The organism is Tautonia sp. JC769 (assembly GCF_040717455.1).
In the GTDB taxonomy this organism is placed as follows: Bacteria; Planctomycetota; Planctomycetia; order Isosphaerales; family Isosphaeraceae; genus Tautonia.
This window is the reverse complement of the sequence record NZ_JBFEFH010000001.1, coordinates 506,226-521,426: the sequence shown is the minus strand read 5'-3', so window position 1 is coordinate 521,426 and position 15,201 is coordinate 506,226. Positions and strand designations below refer to the sequence as shown.

Annotated in this window: 8 protein-coding genes; 5 read left to right on the top strand and 3 right to left on the bottom strand. The window is 69.8% G+C overall.

Annotation, left to right across the window (positions count from 1 at the left end; genetic code table 11):
- Window positions 1-81: 81 nt before the first annotated feature.
- The 4 genes from AB1L88_RS02090 (at window position 82) to AB1L88_RS02075 (ending at window position 5,617) form a co-directional block, all read left to right on the top strand.
- On the top strand, window positions 82-1,536 hold the full coding sequence (locus AB1L88_RS02090; RefSeq protein ID WP_367094966.1) for a sulfatase-like hydrolase/transferase: 1,455 nt from the start codon (window positions 82-84) through the stop codon (window positions 1,534-1,536).
- 54 nt (window positions 1,537-1,590) lie between these two features.
- Window positions 1,591-2,304, top strand: a complete 714-nt coding sequence (locus AB1L88_RS02085; RefSeq protein WP_367094965.1) for a sigma-70 family RNA polymerase sigma factor — start codon at window positions 1,591-1,593, stop codon at window positions 2,302-2,304.
- Between the two features lie 214 nt (window positions 2,305-2,518).
- The gene (locus tag AB1L88_RS02080) at window positions 2,519-3,883 is read left to right on the top strand and encodes an alpha-amylase family glycosyl hydrolase (protein WP_367094964.1); all 1,365 of its coding nucleotides are present in this window, start codon (window positions 2,519-2,521) and stop codon (window positions 3,881-3,883) included.
- A 669-nt stretch (window positions 3,884-4,552) separates the two neighbouring features.
- Entirely contained in the window at window positions 4,553-5,617 is a 1,065-nt protein-coding gene (locus tag AB1L88_RS02075) for a hypothetical protein (RefSeq protein ID WP_367094963.1), read from the top strand.
- Between the two features lie 374 nt (window positions 5,618-5,991).
- On the opposite strand, the gene AB1L88_RS02070 is transcribed toward AB1L88_RS02075, so the two are convergent.
- Complete coding sequence (locus AB1L88_RS02070) at window positions 5,992-9,327, bottom strand: multidrug efflux RND transporter permease subunit (RefSeq protein WP_367094962.1); 3,336 nt, start codon at window positions 9,325-9,327, stop codon at window positions 5,992-5,994.
- A gap of 60 nt (window positions 9,328-9,387) precedes the next feature.
- Window positions 9,388-10,953 (bottom strand): efflux RND transporter periplasmic adaptor subunit, encoded by a 1,566-nt coding sequence (locus tag AB1L88_RS02065; protein ID WP_367094961.1) that lies wholly within the window; start codon window positions 10,951-10,953, stop codon window positions 9,388-9,390.
- A gap of 208 nt (window positions 10,954-11,161) precedes the next feature.
- Here AB1L88_RS02065 and AB1L88_RS02060 point away from each other — a divergent pair, with 208 nt between their 5' ends.
- Entirely contained in the window at window positions 11,162-11,803 is a 642-nt protein-coding gene (locus AB1L88_RS02060; protein ID WP_367094960.1) for a TetR family transcriptional regulator, read from the top strand.
- A 183-nt stretch (window positions 11,804-11,986) separates the two neighbouring features.
- Here the strand turns inward: AB1L88_RS02060 and AB1L88_RS02055 are convergent, their stop codons facing one another.
- Complete coding sequence (locus tag AB1L88_RS02055) at window positions 11,987-15,082, bottom strand: cytochrome c peroxidase (protein WP_367094959.1); 3,096 nt, start codon at window positions 15,080-15,082, stop codon at window positions 11,987-11,989.
- Window positions 15,083-15,201: the final 119 nt, after the last annotated feature.

Sequence of the window (15,201 nt, the reverse complement as noted above, 5' to 3'; positions counted from 1 at the left end):
GTTCAGTCAAGGCACCTCGCGCGATACAGTAAACTCCCGAGGTCCTCCACGTCCTCCCGCACTTCAACCGGGGTATACCGCATGCACCGTTCATGGCTCGCGTTCCTGACCTGCGCCACCGTGCTCGCCACCGCATGCGGAACCTCCTGGGCCAACCCCTCCCAGAAACCCCCGAACATGCTCTTCCTCTTCGCCGATGATTACTCGTTCGAGGCCCTCGGCGCCCGCGGCCTGGTCGACGTGGACACCCCGAACCTCGACCGCCTCGCCCGCCGGGGCACCTCCTTCGACCGCTCCTACAACATGGGCGGCTGGAACGGGGCCATCTGCGTCGCCAGCCGTTGCATGCTCATCACCGGCCGCACCCTCTGGGACGCCCACGCCGTCGACCCCACCCTCCCCGACGAGGCCCGCGCCGGCCGCCTCTGGCCCTCCCTGCTCAACGCCGCCGGATATGAAACCTATTTCACCGGGAAATGGCACATCCGCGCCGATCCCGCCCTGGTCTTCGACACCACCCGCCACGTCCGCCCCGGCATGCCCGCCCAGACCCCCGAGGGCTACAACCGCCCGCTCCCCGACGGCGACGACCCCTGGGACCCCTCCGATCCCCGCTTCGGCGGCTTCTGGGAAGGCGGCACCCACTGGTCCGAGGTCACGGCCGACGACGCCCTCGACTACCTCGATCGCGCCTCCGGCCGCGAGGCCCCCTTCTTCATGTACGTCGCCTTCAACGCCCCGCACGACCCCCGCCAGTCCCCCCGCGAGTTCGTCGACCGCTACCCCCCCGATCGCGTCGCCCTCCCCGAGAACTTCCTCCCCGAATACCCCCACAACGACCTCATCGGCTGCGACCCGAAGCTCCGCGACGAGGCCCTCGCCCCGTTCCCCCGCACCGAGCTCGCCGTCAGGGTCCACCGCGGCGAGTACTTCGCCCTCATCACCCACCTCGACCAGCAGATCGGCCGCATCCTCGACGCCCTCGACTCCTCCCCGAAGGCCGACAACACCCTCGTCGTCTTCACCGCCGACCACGGCCTCGCGGTCGGCCGCCACGGCTTCTTGGGCAAGCAGAATCTCTACGAGCACAGCACCCGCGTCCCCTTCCTCGTCGCCGGACCCGGCATCCCCCAGGGCGTCGCAATCGACACGCCGATTTATCTTCAGGACATCATGCCAACCACCCTCGAACTCGCGGGCGTCCCCGTCCCCGACCACGTCGGCTTCACCAGCCTCCTCCCCCTGCTCCGCGCCGACAGCCCACCACCACCCCGCCGACCGATCTATGGCGCCTACATGCAGCTCCAGCGATCCATCACCCTCGACGGCTACGCCCTCCTCCTCTACCCCGGGGCCCGGGTCGCCCGCCTCTACCACCTGGCGGACGACCCGCTTCAGCTCCGCGACCTGGCCGCCTCTCCCGACCACGCCGAGCGGCTCGACTCCCTCTACGCCGCCCTGCTCGACCAGCAAGAGGACCTGGGCGACCCGCTCGACCTGACCACCGTCTTCGGCCCCTCCCCGGCCCGTCGCTGATCGCCCCCCCTCCGCCGCCCGACCGAAGCCACGGCTCCCGCAAGAGATCGACCCATGTCCACCGAAGGCAACCCCCGATTCGAGACCACCTGCTGGAGCGTCGTCCTGGCCGCCGGCGGCGCCTCCGATCGGGCCGAGGAAGCCCTGGCCACCCTCTGCAAGACCTACTGGCTCCCCGTTTATACCTTCATCCGCCGATGGGGCCACACCCCCGACGACGCCGCCGACCTGACGCAGGGCTTCTTCGCCGAGCTGCTCCGCCGCCAGGATCTCCGCTCCCTCGACCCCGCCCGAGGGCGCTTCCGCGCCTTCCTCCTGGCCTGCTGCCGCAACTACCTCTGCAAGGACCGCCGCCATGCCGCCGTCCGGGGCCCCGCCCCCTTCTCCATCGACGCGGCCGACGCCGAGCGGCGCTACGCGATCGAACCCGCCGACACCCTCACACCCGAACAAATCTTCGACCGTCGCTGGGCCCTCTCGATCCTCGAGGCCGCCTTCGGCACCCTCCGAGACGACTACGGGCGCTCGGGGAAAGCCGTCCTCTTCGATCGGCTGGCCCCCACCCTCGCCGGCGAGCCGCTGCCCGGCGGCTCGCTCGCCGTGGCCGAGGCCCTGGGGATGACCGAGGGGGCCGTCCAGGTCGCCGCCCACCGCCTCCGCAAGCGCTACCGCGACGCCATCCTCGCCCTCATCGCCGAGACGGTCGATGACCCTGCACAAATCGATGAAGAGCTGCGCGACCTCCTCGCCGCCCTGAGGTCGTCGTGATCCCCGCCCCCTCCGGCGATCGCCCTCCCCCCGCCCGTGCGACTCACCGCGGCCCCCTCGCCCCCCGCCCCGGCCCCCCCGCAATCGCCCCGGGGGCGGCATGCCCGGGGCCCGGCCCCGTCAAGCCGAATCGGATCGAATCGAGCCGAGCCAATCCGACCGGCATCCTGTTTGCACCGCTATCTCCATTTCCCAAGATCCTCCGGGGACGATCATGCCCTCACCGTGGTATCAAGACGCCTTCATCGCCCACAGCTACCCCCTCGGCCAGTGCGGGGCCCCGCCGGTCAACGACTTCCGGACCCCGCCGACCCCTCGCCTCGACCAGCTCCGGGCCTGGATCGACCACCTCCGATGGCTCGGGGCCGACGCCGTCTACCTCGGCCCGGTCTTCGAGTCCTCCTCCCACGGCTACGACACGGCCGACTACCGCCTCGTCGACCGCCGCCTCGGCACCGACGGCACCCTCGCCGGCCTGACCCGGGCGCTGCACGACGCCGGCATCCGCGTCATCCTCGACGGCGTCTTCCACCACGTCGGACGCGACTTCTGGGCCTTCCGCGACCTCCAGCAGAACGGCGAGCACTCCCCCTTCCGCGACTGGTTCTCCGGCGTCGATTTCTCCCAACGCAGCCCCCTCGGCGACCCCTTCTCTTACGACGCCTGGGAGGGCCACTTCGACCTCGTGAAGCTCAACCTCGGCCACCCCGGCGTGCGCGAGCACCTGTTCGAGGCCGTCCGATCCTGGGTCGACCGCTTCGAGATCGACGGCCTCCGCCTCGACGTCGCCTACGCGCTCGACCCCGACTTCGTCCGCGCCCTGGCCGACGCCTGCCACGCCCTCCGCCCCGAGTTCTGGCTCCTCGGCGAGGCCATCCACGGCGACTACCGCCGGATCGCCGGACCCGGCCTGCTCGACGCCGTCACCAACTACGAGTGCTACAAGGGCCTCTACTCCAGCCACAACGACCGCAACCTCTTCGAGATCGCCCACTCGCTCGACCGCCAGTTCGGCGACGGCGGCCTTTATCGAGATCTGACGACGTACAACTTCGTCGATAACCACGACGTCGACCGCATCGCCAGCACGCTCCGCGACCCGGCCCACCTGGCCCCGGTCCACCTCCTGCTCGTCACCATGCCCGGCGTGCCCTCCATCTACCTCGGCAGCGAGTGGGGCATCGAGGGCGCCCGGTCCCAGGGCGACGACCGCCCGCTCCGCCCCCCCCTGCCCACCCCCGAGGCCGGCCGCGCCCTCGGCCGCCACCCCGACCTCGCCCCCTTCATCGCGCGCCTCGCCGCCATCCGCCGCCGCCTGCCCGCCCTCCGCCACGGCTCGTACCATCAACTGCTCATCGCCTCGGAGCAGTTCGCGTTCGAGCGTCGGCTCGACCACGACCGCGCCTACATTGCCATCAACATCTCATCATCCCCCGCCACGCTCAACCTCCCCGTCGCCGCCCCCGACGGCGACACCTTCGCGGATCAGCTCGCCCCCGAGTCCCCCTGCTCCGTCCTCAACGGCCATCTCACGCTCGACCTCCCCCCCCACTCCGGCCGCATCCTTGCCCGGCCCTGACCCCCTCCCTTCCCCCTCCGCCATCGGCCGTCTCCCCCCTCACCCTCGCGATCGAATCCCCCAACCCTCGCCCCCCACTCTCCGCGCGAGCGGGCCCTCTTCGGGCCGAGCGAGCCCTCCTCGGGGCAAGCGGGCCCTCCCGACCCTCGCTCCCTTCGGGGGAGAGGGTGGCCGCAGGCCGGGTGAGGGGGCCTCGGCCCGGACGCCCCCCCCTCTGCGATCCGCACTCAGGCCCCTCGCCCCGATCGCCGGGAGGGGTGCCCGGACCCGGCTCGGCGTTTCCTGGCGATCGAGCCCTCCCAACCCTCGCCCCATTTTGGGGGAGAGGGTGGCCGCAGGCCGGGTGAGGGGGCCGCTGCCCGGACGAAAGCGCTTTGCGATCCGAACTCTTGCCCCTCGCCCCGGCCCTCTCCCCACGGTCGTTGAGAGGCAGCCACCCCAACCCCCGTGCCTCCCCCCTCGAATGGACCGGCTCCGAACCCGCTCCCGCCCGCTCCCACCCGCCCCCACCTCCCCGCAGCATTTTCCCCGTTTCCCGATCAAAAAGTGACTAAGCCTGCCCATTCTCCTGATATTGAAAGATTGGGGGGTCATTTCATTCTCCCCCGCCGTGTCCGAGCGACCCATCAGCGACCGCGAGACCAATGCTCCGCCGGGGGCCTGCGACCCATGACCACCACCATCGACCAGCTCCTCGCCAATCGGCTCAATGCCCTGCGTTCCACCGGCCCTCGCACCAGGGCAGGCAAGGCCCGATCGGCCCGCAACGCCCTGAAGCACGGCCTCTCTCGGATCGGCACGCACCCGCCGGCCGAACTGGCCGACCGCATCGCCGACCGCATCGAACAGTGGCGCGACGCCTACCGCCCCGACGACCCGGCCCAGATCTGGCTCTTCGAGCGCCTCTGCGCCGAGTCGGTCAGGCTCGACGCCTGCGAGCACCGCATCCTCGCCGCCCGGGCCGAGCAGGCCGACCGCGCCCTCGAAAGCTGGGACGACGACCGCGCCGCCGAGGTCGCCGCCCTCGCCGCCCGGCTCCCGGGCCGCCCCGAGGCCATCCAGCCGAAACTCCTCCAGACCCGGCACGGCGTCCTCTGGCTCCTCGACCGCTGGTCCGAGCTGGCCGACGCCCTGGCCGCCCGGCGCGGCTGGGACTCCGACACCAGGGCCCGCGCCCTCGACCTGCTCGGCGTGCCCGCCTCGGCCCGAGTCGCCTTCGCCCGTTCAGGTCCCGACCCCGACCACCCCGACTCCGACCCCGAGCCCAGCCTCGCCCTCGTCGGCCGAGTCATCCAGGCGCTCCGGGATCGCCTCGACACCTACCTCGACGCCCGGGACGCCCGATCCCGCGCCGACGCCGCCGACGGCCTCGGGCCCGACTCGGCCGACATCCGCCTCCTGGAGCGTTACGCCGCCGACGCCCGCCGCCAGGTCGACCGCTGCCGCGCCGAGCTTCGCCGCCTCCAGGCGACCGCCGCGACCGACTCCCCCCGCACCGCCGGACCCGTCGCCGAGGCCCCCTCACCGCCTCCACGACCCTCTCGCCCGCCGAGGCCCGCCCCCCCCGGGCCGAAGAACACCCCCGCCGACGCCGACCGGCCCGCCTCGTCCCCCGCCCCGGGCGTCGTCGCATCGATCCCGGTGACCGTCGCCCCGCCCCAGGCCCCCGCGCCCCGGCCCAATCGCCGAGCCCGACGCGCCCAGGCCGCCCGCGCCCGCGGCCGCCGCTCCTGATCGATCCCCCGGCCCGGCCGTCGTCCCCGTCGAGCCCCAGGCCCCCCGACCCTCCCCCCATCCCGGCCCCCTCGCCCGGCGGCCCCATCGGTCCGTCCTGCCCGGGGAATTCCCTTGCCATCTTCAGCGCAACAACAAATTCACACGAACAAACATATCTATTTTAACGCGATTGCTCGCACCTTGTGCCCCGGTTCGGATCATGCACGCCGCCCGGGCGCGAAACGAACCCAACCCCGATCGCCCGGCCCGGGGTCGCTGCCCCCAACGGGCCCCGCGGCGCGGACCGATCCCTTGATCATGTCAGGAGATCGGTCCGCGCCGCGGAGTCCCGACGGCGCATTCCGGGCGGCCGCCGGTCGGGCCTTGCCCGGTCACTCGGGGAAGGAGCGGGCCTCTCCCGGCGGCTTCGGGCCGGGAAGACCGCCGTGCCCATGCGCCCCGTCGCCGTTCGAGCCGACCTGGGCATGGGCCGACACGGTGACCTGACCCGATGCGGAGGCGGCATGCGTGTGGTGGGCCGTCGCGCCGTGGCCGGGGTGGGCCGGGCCGTGCGGGTCCTCCTCCTCATCCTCGACGCCTCGGAGGCGGGCGAAGGCGTCGATGATCCGTTCCCCCAGCACGTAGTAGATCGGGATCACGAACCGGCCGAGCACCGTGCTCACGCCGATCCCGAAGGCGATCACCACCCCCAGCGAGTTGCGGCTGTACGCCCCGGCCCCGGTGGCCATCACCATCGGCAAGACCCCCATCACGAAGGCGAATGAGGTCATCAAAATCGGCCGCAGCCGCTCCCGAGAGGCCGCCTTGGCCGACTCGATGATCCCCATCCCGCGCCGCTCTCGCATCTCGACGCCGAACTCGACCAGCAAGATCGCGTTCTTCGTCTCCAGACCGATCAACATCACCAGACCAATCTGCCCGAACACGTCGAGCGGCATGTCGAACAGCCAGAGCCCGAAGACGGCGCCGAACATGGCCAGCGGGACCGTCAGGATGATCACCAGCGGCCGGATCCAGCTCTCGTACAAGGCCGCCATGAACAGGAAGACGCAGACGACCGACAGCCCGAAGATGTAGGTCGACAGGTTGCCGGTCTGCTGCTCCTGGAAGGTGGTGCCGGTCCACTCGAAGTCGAACCCCTCGGGCAGGACCGACCGGGCGACCTCCTCCATCGCGGCGACGGCCTGTCCCGAGCTGAATCCGGGGGCCGGGCCGCCGTTCATCCGGGCCGTGGCGTAGAGGTTGTAATGCGGCACGTCGATCGCCCCGAGCACGTACTTGACCTCCCCCAGGGCGCTGAGCGGGACCTTCTCCCCCTCCCGGTTCAGGACGAACAGGTCGAGGATGTCCTCCGGGCGCTGGCGGACCTCCCCCTCGGCCTGGAGCATCACCTTCCAGACCTTCCCGAACAGGTTGAAGTCGTTGACGTAATACGCCCCGAGGTTCGTCTGGAGCACGGCGAAGACGTCGGAGATCGGCACGTCGAGCCGCCGGGCCTTCGTCCGGTCGAGGTCGAAGCGGACCTGCGGCACCCGGGCCGAGAAGGTCGAGAAGACGCCGGCCAGCTCGGGACGCTCGGCGGCGGCGGCCTGGAACTGGTCGACCACCTGCTGCAGGGCCTCGACCCCCTTCCCCTCGCGGTCCTCGACCATCATCTCGAAGCCGCCGGTCTGGCTCAGGCCCCGGATCGGCGGCGGCTCGACGACCATGATCTGGGCCTCTCGGATCTGGGAGCCGAGCATCCCCTGGAGCGTCTGGGCCAGGGCGCTCGAGCGCAGTTCCGGGTCGTCGCGTTCGGCCCACTCCTTCAAGGGCAGGAAGACGAAGGCCGCGTTGCTCTGGGCCGTGTTGCTCAGGATGTTCCGCCCGCTGACGGCCACCGTGTGCTCGACGCCCGGCAGCTCACGGGCGATCAGGTCGACGCGGCGGATCAGCTCGGTCGTCTTCTCCAGGCTCGTGCCGTCGGGCGCCTGCATGGCGGCGATCAGGTACCCCTGGTCCTCGGTCGGGATGAACGCCTTCGGCCGCTGGATCAGCATGAAGGCCGTCAGGGCCAGCAAGGCCACCGACGGGGCGACGATCGCCCACCAGTGCCGGGCCGTGAATTCGAGCACGCCGTCATACGAGTTCTCCAGCCATTTCATCCCCCGGTTGAACCAGCGGAAGAGGAAGAACTTCGACTCGCCGTGGTTCTTTTTCGGCTTCAGGAAGAGCCGCGACATCGCCGGGCTGAACGTCAACGAATTGAAGGCCGAGAAGATGAACGAGAAGACCACCGTCATGGCGAACTGGTTGTAGAGCATCCCGGTCAGGCCCGGGATGAAGGCCACCGGGATGAACACGGCGGCCAGCACCAGGGTGATCGTGACGATCGGCGCCGTGATCTCGGCCATCGCGGCCCGGGTCGCCGCCAGCGGGCGATAGCCGCGTTCCAAATACTTCTCCACGTTCTCGACCACGATGATGGCGTCGTCCACCACCAGGCCGATGGCCAGCACCAGGCCGCAGAGCGTCAGCGTATTGATCGAGAAGCCGAAGACGGCCATCAGGGCGAAGGTGGCGATCAGCGAGACCGGGATCGCCAGCATCGGGATGACCGTCGCCCGCCACCCCTGGAGGAAGATGAAGACCACCACCATGACGAGCAGGAACGCCTCGACGAGCGTGTGCTCGACCTCGGCGATGTTCTCCTCGACGTAGAGGGTCGTGTTGTACGGGATCCGGTATTCCAGGCCCGGCGGGAAGTTCCGCGCCAGGCGGTCCATCTCCTCCCTGACCTGCTCGACGATCGCCAGGCCGTTGGCGTCGGCGTGCTGGAAGATCGCCATGCCGCCGGCGGGCATGCCGTCGAGGAAGACGGTCGTCTCGTAGCTCTCCGAGTCCAGCTCGACCCGGGCGACGTCCTTGAGCCGGACGATCGAGCCGTCGTCGCGGCGGCGGACGATGATCTCCCCGAACTCCGAAACCTCGGTCAGCCGCCCCTTGACCGTGATCGGGAACTCGAAGACCTGCCCGGTCGGGACCGGGGGGGCCCCCACCTTGCCGGCGGCGGCCTGGAGGTTCTCCTGCTGGACGGCCTGGATCAGCTCGGTCGGCGCGATCTGCATCTCGGCCATGCGGTCCGGGTCGATCCAGATCCGCATCGCGTACTTCCGGCCGAAGACCATCACGTCGCTCACGCCCGGGATCCGCTTCAGGGCGTCGGCGACGTAGATTTGGCCGTAATTGTCGAGGAAGGTCTGGTTGTAGCGGTCCTCCCCCGAGACATCGACCAGGTTGACGATGCAGACCATGTCGGTCGAGGTCTTCTTGATCGAGACGCCGTACTGTTTCACCTCCGGCGGCAATTGCGGCGTGGCCGTCTGCACCCGGTTCTGCACGTCGACGGCGGCGATGTCCTGGTCGTAGCCGACCTGGAACGTGGCAACGATGCTCGCCATGCCGTTGGCCGTGCTGTTCGAGGAGAAGTAGGCCATCCCCTCGGTCCCGTTGAGCTGCTGCTCGATCGGCGTGGTCACCGTCTCGGCCACCGTCTCGGCGTCGGCCCCAGTGTAGGCGGTGGTGATCTGGACCTGCGGGGGGGCGATCTGCGGGTACTGCGCGATCGGCAGGAAGTACAGGCTGATGCCGCCAATGATCAGCATCAGCAAGGCCAGCACCGTGGCGAAGATCGGCCGGGTGATGAAGAAGTTGACGAACTTGACCATGGCGATTGGGGCACTCGTGGAGGTCGGGCCGGTCGGGAAACGACGCGCAGGACGCTGCTATCAGGGGGCCGGGGCTGCCTCAGCTTCGGACTCAGACTCAATCCCAGGCTCAGTATCAGGCTCAGACTCGACCCCGTCCGGCCGATCCGTCGAAGCGGGGGTCGAGGCGTCCTGGCCGGCCGCGATCGCCGACCTCGGCCCTCCCGGAGTCACCTCGGGCAGGTCGGCGGCGTCCTCGGTCGACTCGGCCGGGAGGTCGTCGAGGGTCGCAGGGTCGGCGGGAACGTCCGGGGCGTCGATCGCGCGATTGGGCCGGACCGGCTCGGGCAGGTTGGCCGGCTGGACCTTCACGGGGATGCCGGGCCGGATCAGCTGCAGCCCCTCGACGATCACCTGGCGGCCCGGCTCCAGACCCGCCGAGACCACCCGGAGCCCGTCGTACGTCTGGGCCGCCTCGACGCTCTGGATGGCCACCGTGCCGTCGTCGTCGATCAGGTAGACGACCGGCCCGGCCTGGGTCTCGGCCACGGCCTGCTCGGGGACGACGACCGCGTCTTCCAGCACGTCGATGGTCATCTCCAGCTTCACGTACTCGCCCGGCAGCAGGGTGCCGTCGGGGTTGGGCACCTCGGCCTTGACCAGGAAGGTCGAGGTCCTCGGGTCGATCTGGTTGTCGTAGAAGTAAACCCGGCCCTCGTGCGGGTAGGGGCGTTCCCCTTCCAGCCCGGTCCGGGTCAGCCGGACGGCCAGGCCCTCGGCGATCAGCCGGGAGAAGCGTTCGAGGTACCGGGAGCTGACCCGGATGTCGACCCCCATCGGGTCGAGCTGCTGGACGGTGGCCAGCTCGGTGTTATCCGCCCCTCCCGGGGCCGTCGGGCCGACGAGGTTGCCGACCTTGACCTGGGCCTCGCCGATCCGACCACCGATCGGGGCATACATCCGGCAGTAGCTCAGGTCCAGCTCGGCCGACCGGACCGCGGCCTCCGCCTCGTCGAGGCCGGCCCGGGCCGCCAGGATGTTCACCTCGTAGTCGGCCCTGGCCTGCTCGAGCTGGGCCCGGTCGGCCTCGACCTGGGCCGCGTAGCTCTCCCGGCGGGCGACCGCCTCGTCGAGCTCCTGCTGGGTGGCGACGTTGCGCGAGGTCAGGGTCTGCTGGCGGCGTTCCTCGACCCGGGCCAGCTCGAGCTGGGCGCCGTCGACGGCCAGTTGGGCCTCGGCGATCTCGCGGGCGCGGGACGCCTCGGCCTTCTTCAGGGCCGCCTCGGCCTCGTCTCGCCGGGCCTCGGCCGACTTCAAGGCGATCTGGAACGGCTCCTCCTCGATGACGAAGAGGAGCTGGCCCTCCTCGACGAAGGAGCCCTCCTCGAACGCCTGCTCGGTCAGGAAGCCGCGGACCCGGGCCCGGACGGCCACCTCTCGGAGCGACCGCGTGGTGCCGGTCGGCGAGGAGAGGATCGGGACCGTCATCTGCCGGGCCTCGACCACGCCGACGGTCGGCGGGGGCGGCTCGGCCCGCGACTCGGCCTCTCGGCAGCCGGCCGAGGCGAGCAATCCCAGGGTGGCGGCCGCGAACAGGCCGGCCCTTCGGGTGGTTGGACCGGAGGCCGGTCGGTGGTACGGTTTCATCAATCAAGGACTCCTGAACGCGGCCGATACAAGGGCCAGGCCCGGGGCCGAAACCGCCATCCCCGTCCGAGACGGTGCTCAACCGGGCAACGATCGGGGCACCCGGCGAACCGTGCCCCGGCAAATGTCAACCGCTGTTGACTGTAGAAGAGTAGGGAGGTTGACTTCCGAAGTCAACCTTCGTTTACTAGAGGGGAAGGGGTGAACGATGACGTCAGAACGAAGCGAGGCAGCGGCCCACCGCCGTCGGGATTCGACCGCGACCCGGACGGCGATCCTGGAGGCGGCCACCCGCCATTTCGCGTGCAAAGGGTATGGTCACGCCGGGGCCCGCGAGATCGCCATGGATGCGGGCGTGACCGCGGCGATGATCAACCGTTACTTCGGCTCGAAGGAAGGGCTGTTCGCCGAGGTCATCGAGCGGGCCTTCGACATCCGGGAACTGATCGACGGCGATCGGGCGACGCTGGCCGATCGGCTCGCCCGATTGATGGTCTACGGCCGGCCGGGGGCGCCCGAATCGGGCCGGATCCCGCTGCTCCTCCTGCTCAGGGCCGCCACCGAGCCGGCCGCGGCCGACCTGCTGCGCGACCGGCTGGAGAGCGAGAACCTGCCGGTCCTGGCCGAACGGCTCGGCGGGCCCGATGCCGGGACCCGGGCCGGGCTGATCATCGCCCACCTGACCGGGTTCGCCATCCTCTACCAGATGATCCGGCCCCGGCAACTCGCGGACGCCGACCGGGAACAACTCGTCGCCCGCCTCTCGGCCGGCCTGGCCGTCACCATCGACGAACCGCCCGACCCGCAGCCCAGGCCGACGCCCCCAAAATCATCTCAAAAGAACTTGTGAGATGATCATCATAAATGAACTTCTAGTTTGCGTAAAGACCATGCACGCGAGCACCTGTCACGCTCGCCCGGACGCAACACCCGGGACCGCCCCACCGCCCTCCTCCTGGCCCGGCGAGGGGCGAGCCGAACCGAGGGGAGGCGATCCGTGCCTCCCGGGTCGCGGGGTGCCCGGGCCGGGGCGTCAGGGGGAGGCGTCGGGTTCGCTGAAGGAGATCTGCTCGACCCGCTCGACGAGCGCGCCGTCGTCTCCTTCCTCGTAGCCGTGGACGAGCCGGAGGGAGGGGTGGTCGAACGGGGCCGTCTCGTTGCGGACGCGGTCGTCCGTCAGGCAGCGCAGGAAGAAGAGCAGGGCCCGCTGGTCGTTCCGGTCCATGTCCAGCTCGACCATCTCCGGGTGCTTGTCGGGGTTTTCGAGGAGGGATCGCCCGAAGTGCCCCCCGTCGTCGTAGAACTCGATCACGTCTTCCAGCCGAATGATGCGACCGTTGTGCATATAAGGAGCGGTCAGCTCGATGTTGCGCAGGGTCGGCGTCTTGAAGGCGCCCCAGAAGGCGAGTTCGTTGTCGTGGACGAACGGCTCGCGGTGTCCCCAGGGTTCCTCGTGGAAGACAAGGATGCGGGCCCTGGAGTAGAAGTGCATGAGGCTCCGGCGGCGATTGGAGGGGATGTAGTCCCGGATCCAGGAAACGTCGATCGGTTCCGGCGGATCCGGCGGGCAGTCGAGGGCCGCCCGGGGGGTAGGCGGTGCGAGCCCCCTGAGACGCAGGGCCTCGGGCTGGAATTGCTCGGGCCCGTCGGCCGCGGGGTCCCCCTCGGGGCGTTGCCACTGGCCCTGGAAGCGGTAGGCCGAGCCGGGGGCGCCGAGCGAGGGGCGCTGTCGAGGGGCGGTCGGGGCGAGGCGCTCGACGGCATCGGCCCGCATCTCCTCCTGGATCGCCTCCTGCACCTCCCGTTGGAGCGCCTGTTTCTCCTGGAGGTCGATCGGCTCGTCGTTGGGCAGGATTCCGGAGCGGAGCTGCCCCCGGAGCGATTCGCGTTGCTGGTCGTTGAGCCCTCCCGGAAGCTCAATTCGCTCGATGATTTCGGTGAGCCGCTCGTCGCGATCGTGCCTCAGGGCATCGATGTTGGCGGTGTCCTCGGCGTGGCCGATCCCGGGGTCGTACCGAGGGGGGGCGACGCCGATGTTGTAGAAGCCGAGGTCGTAGAACGAGTAATGCTCCGAGGCCGGGAGGCCGCCGATGGGAAGCGGGGGGCGGGTGTCGGCCTGATCGTCCGGGATGACCATCTTCTCGACGAGGACCGGGTCGGTCAGCTCCTCGGCGAACGCGACGCGCTGGTCTTCATCGAAGAAGGGGCGGGCACCGAGCCGCCGATGGGCCGTCTTCTCGAAGGTGTGGAGAATCCTCGCAACCTCGCGGATGGTGTCCGACGGGATCGACTCGGCGTCCAACCTCGGGTGGATGAGCAGGCAGAAGCGGTTCAGGCTCCCCTCGGCGTCGCCCCGCAGGAGGTCGATCTCTCGGATGATGCGTTCGGCCCGGGGGCCGAGTTCGGGCCTGACGTCCCGGAGCTCATCGGCCGCGTCCCGGATGGCCCGGTCGTGGGCCTCCCGGAGCCGGAATTTGAGGGCATCGGCCAGGGCCAGGGGCAGGAGGGTCCGATTGATCCGGGAGACGATCGGCACCTCGATGTCCTGGGCGTCGTCCCGCTCGTAGACGGTGCTGAACAGCGGGACGTCGTGGCATTCGATGCAATCGCGGTTCAGGAAGACCCGGAAGCCGTACTGGAAGGCCTCGGTGCCCGTCTCGACCAGCGGGCGCCCGCCTTCGGGTTCGGGCGGGAAGCGGTCGAGCCGGATCTCGCCGATCTCATCCTTGATCTCCTCCCAGCGCGCCTCGACCGCGGCCCCGTCGCCCCGCATCATGGCGTCGAACGGGGTCTGGTTCGAGATCAAGGTGGCCTGGTAGAGCATCAGGCTCAGGCCCCAGTAGAGGGAGAAGTTCGCCTCCATCAGCGAGCCGTCGGGATACTCCTGGCCGGGTCCGACGTGGGAGAGCCTCAAGGGGACGGTCTGGCGGTTGCCGTCGCCGTCGCGGTCGTCCCACCACTCGCGGCGGAAGGCCCGCCTGATGAGGTCTTCGTATTTGAGTGTTTCGCCCTCCTCGACCTCGGCCAGGAACGGGCCGAGCAGGCTGTCGTCGGGATGGACCTCCTGATAGCCGAGGACCGGGGCCTCGAGGAGCTTTTCGGCCAGGTGGTGGAAGGTCCTCCCCTGGTAGGACATCTCGACCTCGTTGACGATCGGGCCGACGGCCTGGGAGCCGAGCGAGGCGTTGCTGATGGCGACCCGGACCGGCTCGAGCCGGCCGTCGGGCCGACGGTGGTGTAAAACCTCCCGGCGGTCGCGGTCGCCGAAAATCGAGATCCCATTAAACGTGGATTCGGCGCGGCCGTCGTGAAACTGGCGGTCGGCGAAGACGGAGTTGATGACGGTGGGGGAGTTGCGGGTGGTGATCTGGCGGAAGAGCCTGCCGTTGTTCGGGTCGTTCCCGGCGACGAACATCTGCCAGTGATCGGCTTGCACGTCGTCGGGGGATTTCGTCCTGCGCTCCGAGTCCTCGGAATTCCAGGCACCTCCCTCCTCGGGAGGGCAGCCGTTGAGCCCGGTGAAGATGAGGGGCTCGACCCCGGCCGACCCGGAGATGAACTCGAGCGGCTCGGGCTGGCTGTCGAGGTCGAGGTCCTCGATCGCCCGGGTTTCGACCGGGTAGGGTTGCTGATCGAGCGGGTGTTCGGGATCGGCCTGGTACTCGTCCCAGACGACGAGCGGGATGCGCTCGGTGAAGCGGGTGCGGGCATCGGCGCCGAATCGGTAGTGACACGAGGCGCAGGAGGTGCCGACGAAGGTGCCGTTTTCGAGCCGGCGGAAGTCGCTGCCGGCCTGCATCTCCCAGAAGAAGGCCTTGCCGAGCGCCTCGGCGGCCTCGGGATCGGCGATGAACTGGAGCAGGTCGCGGCGGCGGATCGCCTTGCGGACGGCCGGCTCGCCGTCCTCGATCACGGGGATCGATTCCACATAGGGATTGATGAGCTTGCGGGGGTCCCAGTCCTCGATGACGTCGCGGACGCGGTCGAGCAGCTCCAGATCCTCGTGCCCGACCAGGTGGATGATGTGGGGGGGCGGCTGCTCGGTCTGCGCCTGAACCGCGGGGGAGGGGGCGATCCGGAAGGCAACCAGTGCGGCCACGGCGAGGGCAACGCGAGCTCGGCACACCATCGTCACAGGCTCCTGGGGGACAATCGTAGGGGGAGCGAGCCGGAGCAATTATTCTGGAGGAGATCCGGTTCGGTCCGAGCCGGTCGACTGGGAGCGGTCTCGGAGGGCCATCGGACCTG

Coding starts and splice junctions, on each gene's coding strand:
- AB1L88_RS02085 (WP_367094965.1), top strand. CDS start 1,591: ATGTCCACCGAAGGCAACCCCCGATTCGAGACCACCTGCTGGAGCGTC.
- AB1L88_RS02065 (WP_367094961.1), bottom strand. CDS start 10,953: ATGAAACCGTACCACCGACCGGCCTCCGGTCCAACCACCCGAAGGGCC.
- AB1L88_RS02080 (WP_367094964.1), top strand. CDS start 2,519: ATGCCCTCACCGTGGTATCAAGACGCCTTCATCGCCCACAGCTACCCC.
- AB1L88_RS02060 (WP_367094960.1), top strand. CDS start 11,162: ATGACGTCAGAACGAAGCGAGGCAGCGGCCCACCGCCGTCGGGATTCG.
- AB1L88_RS02070 (WP_367094962.1), bottom strand. CDS start 9,327: ATGGTCAAGTTCGTCAACTTCTTCATCACCCGGCCGATCTTCGCCACG.
- AB1L88_RS02075 (WP_367094963.1), top strand. CDS start 4,553: ATGACCACCACCATCGACCAGCTCCTCGCCAATCGGCTCAATGCCCTG.
- AB1L88_RS02090 (WP_367094966.1), top strand. CDS start 82: ATGCACCGTTCATGGCTCGCGTTCCTGACCTGCGCCACCGTGCTCGCC.
- AB1L88_RS02055 (WP_367094959.1), bottom strand. CDS start 15,082: ATGGTGTGCCGAGCTCGCGTTGCCCTCGCCGTGGCCGCACTGGTTGCC.